Source organism: Streptomyces cahuitamycinicus, assembly GCF_002891435.1.
GTDB lineage: Bacteria > Actinomycetota > Actinomycetes > Streptomycetales > Streptomycetaceae > Streptomyces > Streptomyces cahuitamycinicus.
Window position 1 is genome coordinate 1 of sequence record NZ_POUC01000470.1, and the last position, 5,736, is coordinate 5,736.

Below are 5,736 nucleotides of genomic sequence, written 5' to 3' on the forward strand. Positions count from 1 at the left end.
GGAGGGCAGGGGTAGTTCATGCGACCGCCGTCCCCTGCCTGTCGGCCGATCAGCAGGGCTGCTTCCACCAGGACTACGAACCGGCGGGTACGAACCGGCGCAGGACGAGCCCGCACGGACGGGTCCGGTGCCGACGGGTTGCGGACACACCTCGGCCGCGACGGCTCCCCCTCCGCGCCGCCGCGGCCGAACCCCGTGTGGTGGTGGACTACTTCGTCGGCTTGAAAGGCTCCGACGTCGCGTGCAGGTCCTTGGTCTCCAGCGGCTCGTCGGTGGCGTGCAGGTCCTGCTTCTTGACGGCGCCCTCGTCCGTGGCGTGCAGGTCCTTGGTCTCCAGCGGCTCGTCCGTGGCGTGCAGGTCCTGCGGCTTGAGCTCGTCGCCCATGGTCGTCAACTCCCCTTGGCATGGAACAGGCAGTGAGGTCGGCGGGCCCGCCCGGTCACTCCCCCGAGGGTGGCCGGGCAGGCCCACCCGGGCCGCTCGCCCCGAACGATTCGGAGCGAGGCCCGTGCGGTGACCCGTCTGCCCCCCGACGCGACGGATCGACTGCGTCCATGATGACGTGGCGGGATAAACGAATGATGAACGCCCCGACCGTTGCTCAGGCCGCCCGTACCGGGGACAGCAGCGCACGCACCTCTGCCGCCTCCGGTGAGCCCAGCTCCTCGTAGATCCCGGCCGCTTCCTGCCAGCAGACCTGAGCCCGGCCGGTCTGGCCGATGCCGCTGAGCGCGCGCCCGAGCACCGTGAGGACATTGCCCCGCCGCCACTCCCCGCCGATCCCGCGCAGCACGGTGAGCGCCATCTCGGCGTTGGCGGCTGCCCGTGCCGCGCGCCGGGCGGCGAGATCCACCTCGGCCAGCCGGAAGAGGCTCATGCCCTCCCAGAGGCGCTGCCTGCTGTCGCGGAAGACCTCCACGGCCTCCTGGAGCCGGGCGGTCGCGTCGCCCAGTTCGCCGCTCTGGGTGAGGGCGAGCCCGAGGGCGTAGCGGGCGTTCGCCCCGCGCATCGAGTTGCCCATGGCGTCGTAGATGTCGATGCCCTCCTGGGCCAGCGCGACCGCACTCTGGGTCCGCCCGGTCGCCAGATGGATCCGGGAGAGGTTGCAGAGGGCGGCGGCCTCGCCCGGGCGGTCGCCCAGGGCACGGAAGTGCTCGATGGCCCGGGAGAGGTGCTCCTCGCCGTCCGTGTGGCGGTTCTGGTACAGCGCGATGATGCCGCGGGCGTTGCGCGCCCAGCAGACGGGAAGCAGGTCGTCGGACTCCTGCGCGAGGAGGATGACCCGTTCCGCCTCCTCCTCGGCCCGTTCGAAACGGCCTCTCACATGGTGGACGTTGACGAGCGTCATCAGCGCTCGTGCTTCCGCCCGTCCGAGGCCGTGCGAGCGGGCGGCGCCGACGAGCGCCTCGGCCGTCGCCTCGTACTCCTTGGAGTTGGCCCCCGACTCGGAGAGATCGTGCGCGGCCCACAGCATGTCGATCGCCCGGGGGAGGGTCTCCGGCCGCCCTGCGGACTGCCGTACACATGCGAGGAGGCAGATGGCCTCCGCGTACAGCCAGTCCTGCGCCGCGTGCCGGTCGCCGAACCGCAGCCCCGGGTACGAGGTGGGCTCCAGATGATCCACCAGCCGGTCCCCCGGGCGCTCGATCGCGTACACGCCCGCCGCGGAGGCCAGGTAGAAGTCCAGCAGGCGGGACAGCGCCGACCCCCTCTCACTCGGGGGCAGTTCGTCCCTTTCGGCGCAGGCACGCGCGTAGAGCCGCACCAGATCGTGGAAGCGGTAGCGGCCGGGGGCCGCCGATTCGAGGAGGGAGGTGTCCACGAGGGACTCCAGCAGGTCCTCCGTGTCCTCGGCCGGGAGGTCCAGGACCGCCGCCGCGGCGGCGAGGGAGATGTCGGGGCCGTCCGCCAGGCCGAGCAGGCGGAACGCACGGGCCTGGGCGGGCTCCAGCTGGCCGTAGCCGAGCTCGAAGGTGGCCTTGACGGCCAGGTCACCGGCCTGGAGCTCGTCCAGGCGGCGGCGCTCGTCGGCGAGCTTCGCCGCGAGGACCGACACCGTCCAGGTGCGGCGGGCCGCCAGGCGGGAGGCCGCGATGCGGATGGCCAGCGGGAGGAAGCCGCAGGCCGCCACCACGTCCAGGGCGGCCTTCCGCTCGGACGCCACCCGCTCCTCGCCCACGATCTTCGTGAACAGTGCCAGCGCCTCGTCCGGGGACATCACGTCCAGGTCGATCAGGTGCGCGCCCGCCAGGTCCACCATCCGCACCCGTGAGGTGACCAGCGCGGCGCAGCCGTCCGTACCGGGCAGCAGGGGGCGCACCTGGGCGGCGTCCCGGGCGTTGTCGAGCAGGACCAGCACCCGCCGCCCGGCCAGGACCGAGCGGTAGAGGGCCGCGCGCTCCTCCAGGGAGTCGGGGATCGCCGAGTCGGCCGTGCCGAGGGCGCGCAGGAAGGAGCCCAGGACCGTCTCCGGCTCCGCCGCCCGGGCGCCCGCGCCCTGCAGGTCGACGTACAGCTGCCCGTCCGGGAACGCCGTGCGCGCCTGATGGGCCACGTGCACCGCGAGGGTCGTCTTGCCGACTCCGCCGATGCCGGCCAGGGCCGAGACCGCCATGACCCGGCCCTCGGCGGAGGCGAGGATGTCGCCGAGTTCGCGGACGAAGGCGCTACGGCCGGTGAAGTCCGGCACGGTCGCGGGCAGTTGTGCCGGGCGAACCGGAACGGCGGCCGGCTCGGGAGCCGGGGAGGAGGGTTCCGCCAGACCCGGGTCCGCCTGGAGGATCCGCTGCTGCAGCTCGCTCAGGCCGGGGCGCGGGTCTACGCCGAGTTCGTCGGCGAGCAGACGGCGGGTGTCTGCGTACACGGCCAGCGCCTCGGCCTGGCGGCCGCTGCGGTAGAGCGCCAGCATCAGGAGCTCGCGCAGCCGCTCGCGCAGCGGATGGGCCGCGGTGAGGGCCGTGAGCTCGGAGACGGCCTCGGCGTGGCAGCCCTGCTCCAGGTCCATGTCCAGGCGGGATTCGAGGAGTTGCAGCCGCCACTCCTCCAGCCGCACCCGCTGGGCCTCCGCGTACGGGCCGGGCACTCCCGCCAGGGCCTCCCCGTCCCACCGGGCGAGGGCGCGGCGCAGGGTGTCGCGGGCGTGGCAGAGGTCGCCGGCGGAGCGGGCCTTCTCCGCCTCGGTCGCCAGGTCCTGGGCGATGGTGAGGTCCAGGGCGCCCTCGGCGAGACCGCGGACCGCGTAGCCGCCGGACTCGCTGACCAGGACGGCGGCGGTGCCGCCCGGCCGGCGTGCCTCGCCGCCCTGGTCCAGCACCTTGCGCAGGCGGGAGGCGTACGTCCGTACCGCCGCCAGCGCCTGCGAGGGCGATTCGTCGCCCCACAGGGCGTCGATCAGTTCCGCCGCCGTGGCCGTCCGGCCCTCGCGCAGCAGCAGGGCGGCGAGCAGGGCGCGTTGCTGGGGGGATCCGGTGGCGACCGGCTCGTCACCGCGCCAGGCGCGCACGGGGCCGAGCACACTGAAGCGCAGGGTCGCGGACTCGGCCGGCCCCTCTGGCTCAGTCGTCCCCTCCGACTCGCCGGACCCCGCCGGTTCAGCCGAGCCCTCCGACTCGGCAGTCACCGCCGGCTCGACCGTCACCGCCGGCTCCGGCGATGACGGCGACTCCGGCGATGACGGAGTGGAGTCGAGACGCCGCTGCTCCGGTACGCGCGGTACACCGTTCGGCACACCGTCCATGCAGTCCCCCTAGACATCCTGAGCAACCAAGCCAGTTTGCCTTGTTGACGGCGGATACGTCAGCCGTGGGAGACACCGATCACAGAGCGGCACACGGGGGTCCATGAGGTCTGCACACTCTCTCCGCACATGGGTGGCCGAAGGCCGCTCACGAGGGGGAGCCGGAGCGTTTGGGCAGGACGACGCGGTGCCGTGCCCAGGTCATGAGGGGAGCGGGCCGCCCGGATGCTCCGGTCGACGGGTGGTGTCGCCGGGACGCGCCCGGGGACGTCGCGCCATAGTGGGTCCGTAGACCGGCATCCCGAACCGAAGGCGGCCCTCATGCCCGGCGAGCAGCCCCATCTGTACGAGACCCTCGACGAGCGGTTCCGGACGGGGCGGTGCCAGGCGGGGGATTCGCGGCTGGAGACGTTGTACGAGGGGTGCCGGTGGGCCGAGGGGCCCGTGTACGTGCCCGCCGGGCGGTACCTCGTGTGGAGCGACATCCCGAACGACCGGCTGCTGCGGTGGGACGAGACCACCGGGGCCGTCGGGGTGTTCCGCTCCCCCGCCGGGTACCCGAACGGCAGCACCCTGGACGGCCAGGGCCGTCTCATCACCTGCGAGCAGGGCAACCGGCGGGTGACCCGGACCGAGCACGACGGGTCGGTCACGGTGATCGCCGAGCGGTTCCGGGGCAAGCGGCTCAACAGCCCGAACGACGCCGTCGTGAGGTCGGACGGCTCGGTGTGGTTCTCCGACCCCGAGTTCGGGATCGCCACCGACTACGAGGGACATCGCGCCGAGAGCGAGATCGGTGCCCGCAACGTCTACCGCGTCGACCCCGGGAGCGGCGAGGTCCGGCTGGTCGCCGACGGGTTCCAGGGGCCCAACGGGCTGGTCTTCTCGCCGGACGAGCGGCGGCTGTACGTGTCCGACAGCGTCGCCAACCACATCCGCGTCTTCGACGTCCGCGAGGACGGGACGGCCCTCTCCGGCGGCGATGTCTTCGCCACGTGCGGGAACGGCAACTTCGACAACATCCGGTTCGACGACGAGGGGCGGCTGTGGGCCGCCGCCCTGGCCGGGGGCGTGCACTGCTACGACCCCGACGGCACGCTCATCGGCCGCATCCTGGTGCCCGGCACCGTCGCCAACGTCCGCTTCGGCGGCGCCCGGCGCAACCGGCTGTTCATCGCCGCCGACACCACCCTGTACTCCTTGATGATGTCGGTCACCGGCACCCCGGCCCTGCCGATCAGCCGGTGACCGGATCCCGCAGCGCGCCCTTCAGGACCTTGCCGCTCGCGTTGCGCGGCAGTTCCGCGACGAACCGGACGGTCCTCGGGACCTTGTAGTTGGCCATCTCCCTGCGGGACCAGGCGATCAGGTCGTCGGCGGTCAGCAGGGCGCCCGGGCGCCGTACGACGTAGGCCCTGCCGACCTCCCCGAGCCGGGCGTCCGGGACGCCGATCACCGCCACGTCCGCCACGTCCGGGTGGAGGCCCAGGAGCTGCTCTATCTCGGCGGGGTAGGCGTTGAAGCCGCCGACGATGAACATGTCCTTGAGGCGGTCGGTGATGCGCAGGTTGCCCGCGTCGTCCAGGACTCCGACATCGCCGGTGCGCAGCCAGCCGTCCTCCGACAGCACCTGGGCGGTGGCCCGCTCGTCCTCGTAGTAGCCGCTCATGACGTGGAAGCCGCGCACCAGGACCTCGCCCGGCAGGCCGGGTGCCAGGGGCCGGCCCTCGGGGTCCACGACCCGCACCCACGTGCCGGGGATGGCCCGGCCCGACGTGGACGCGATCACCGTCGGGTCGTCGCCGCGCCGGCACATCGTGACGACACCGCTCGCTTCGGAGAGACCGTAGGCGGTGAGGACCGTGCCGATGCCGAGTTCGGCGCGCAGCCGCTCCACCAGGCGCAGCGGCACGACCGCCGCTCCCGTCACCACCAGGCGCAGGGCCGTCAGGTCGTGGGCGTCCCGTTGGGGGTGGTCCAGGAGGGACTGGAGGAGGGT

At 73.2% G+C, this 5,736-nt stretch carries 4 protein-coding genes; 1 reads left to right on the plus strand and 3 read right to left on the minus strand.

All coding sequences use genetic code 11. The features are described 5' to 3' along the window. Positions 1–208: 208 nt before the first annotated feature. A complete protein-coding gene (locus tag C1J00_RS45670) occupies positions 209–385 on the minus strand; it encodes a hypothetical protein (RefSeq protein WP_158756538.1) in 177 nt (58 codons plus the stop codon). 217 nt (positions 386–602) lie between these two features. After that, positions 603–3,737 carry an SARP-family global regulator AfsR gene (gene afsR / locus C1J00_RS36915; protein WP_245936645.1) on the minus strand — a complete coding sequence of 1,045 codons (3,135 nt, stop codon included), beginning with the start codon at positions 3,735–3,737 and terminating at the stop codon, positions 603–605. A 321-nt stretch (positions 3,738–4,058) separates the two neighbouring features. Between afsR and C1J00_RS36920 the strand changes: the two genes are divergently transcribed. Then, entirely contained in the window at positions 4,059–4,985 is a 927-nt protein-coding gene (locus C1J00_RS36920) for an SMP-30/gluconolactonase/LRE family protein (protein WP_102913289.1), read from the plus strand. Here C1J00_RS36920 and C1J00_RS36925 read toward each other — a convergent pair. Further along, positions 4,975–5,736: AMP-binding protein (locus C1J00_RS36925; RefSeq protein ID WP_146046327.1), on the minus strand; the 762-nt coding region annotated here is incomplete at its 5' end. The genes C1J00_RS36920 and C1J00_RS36925 overlap by 11 nt on opposite strands.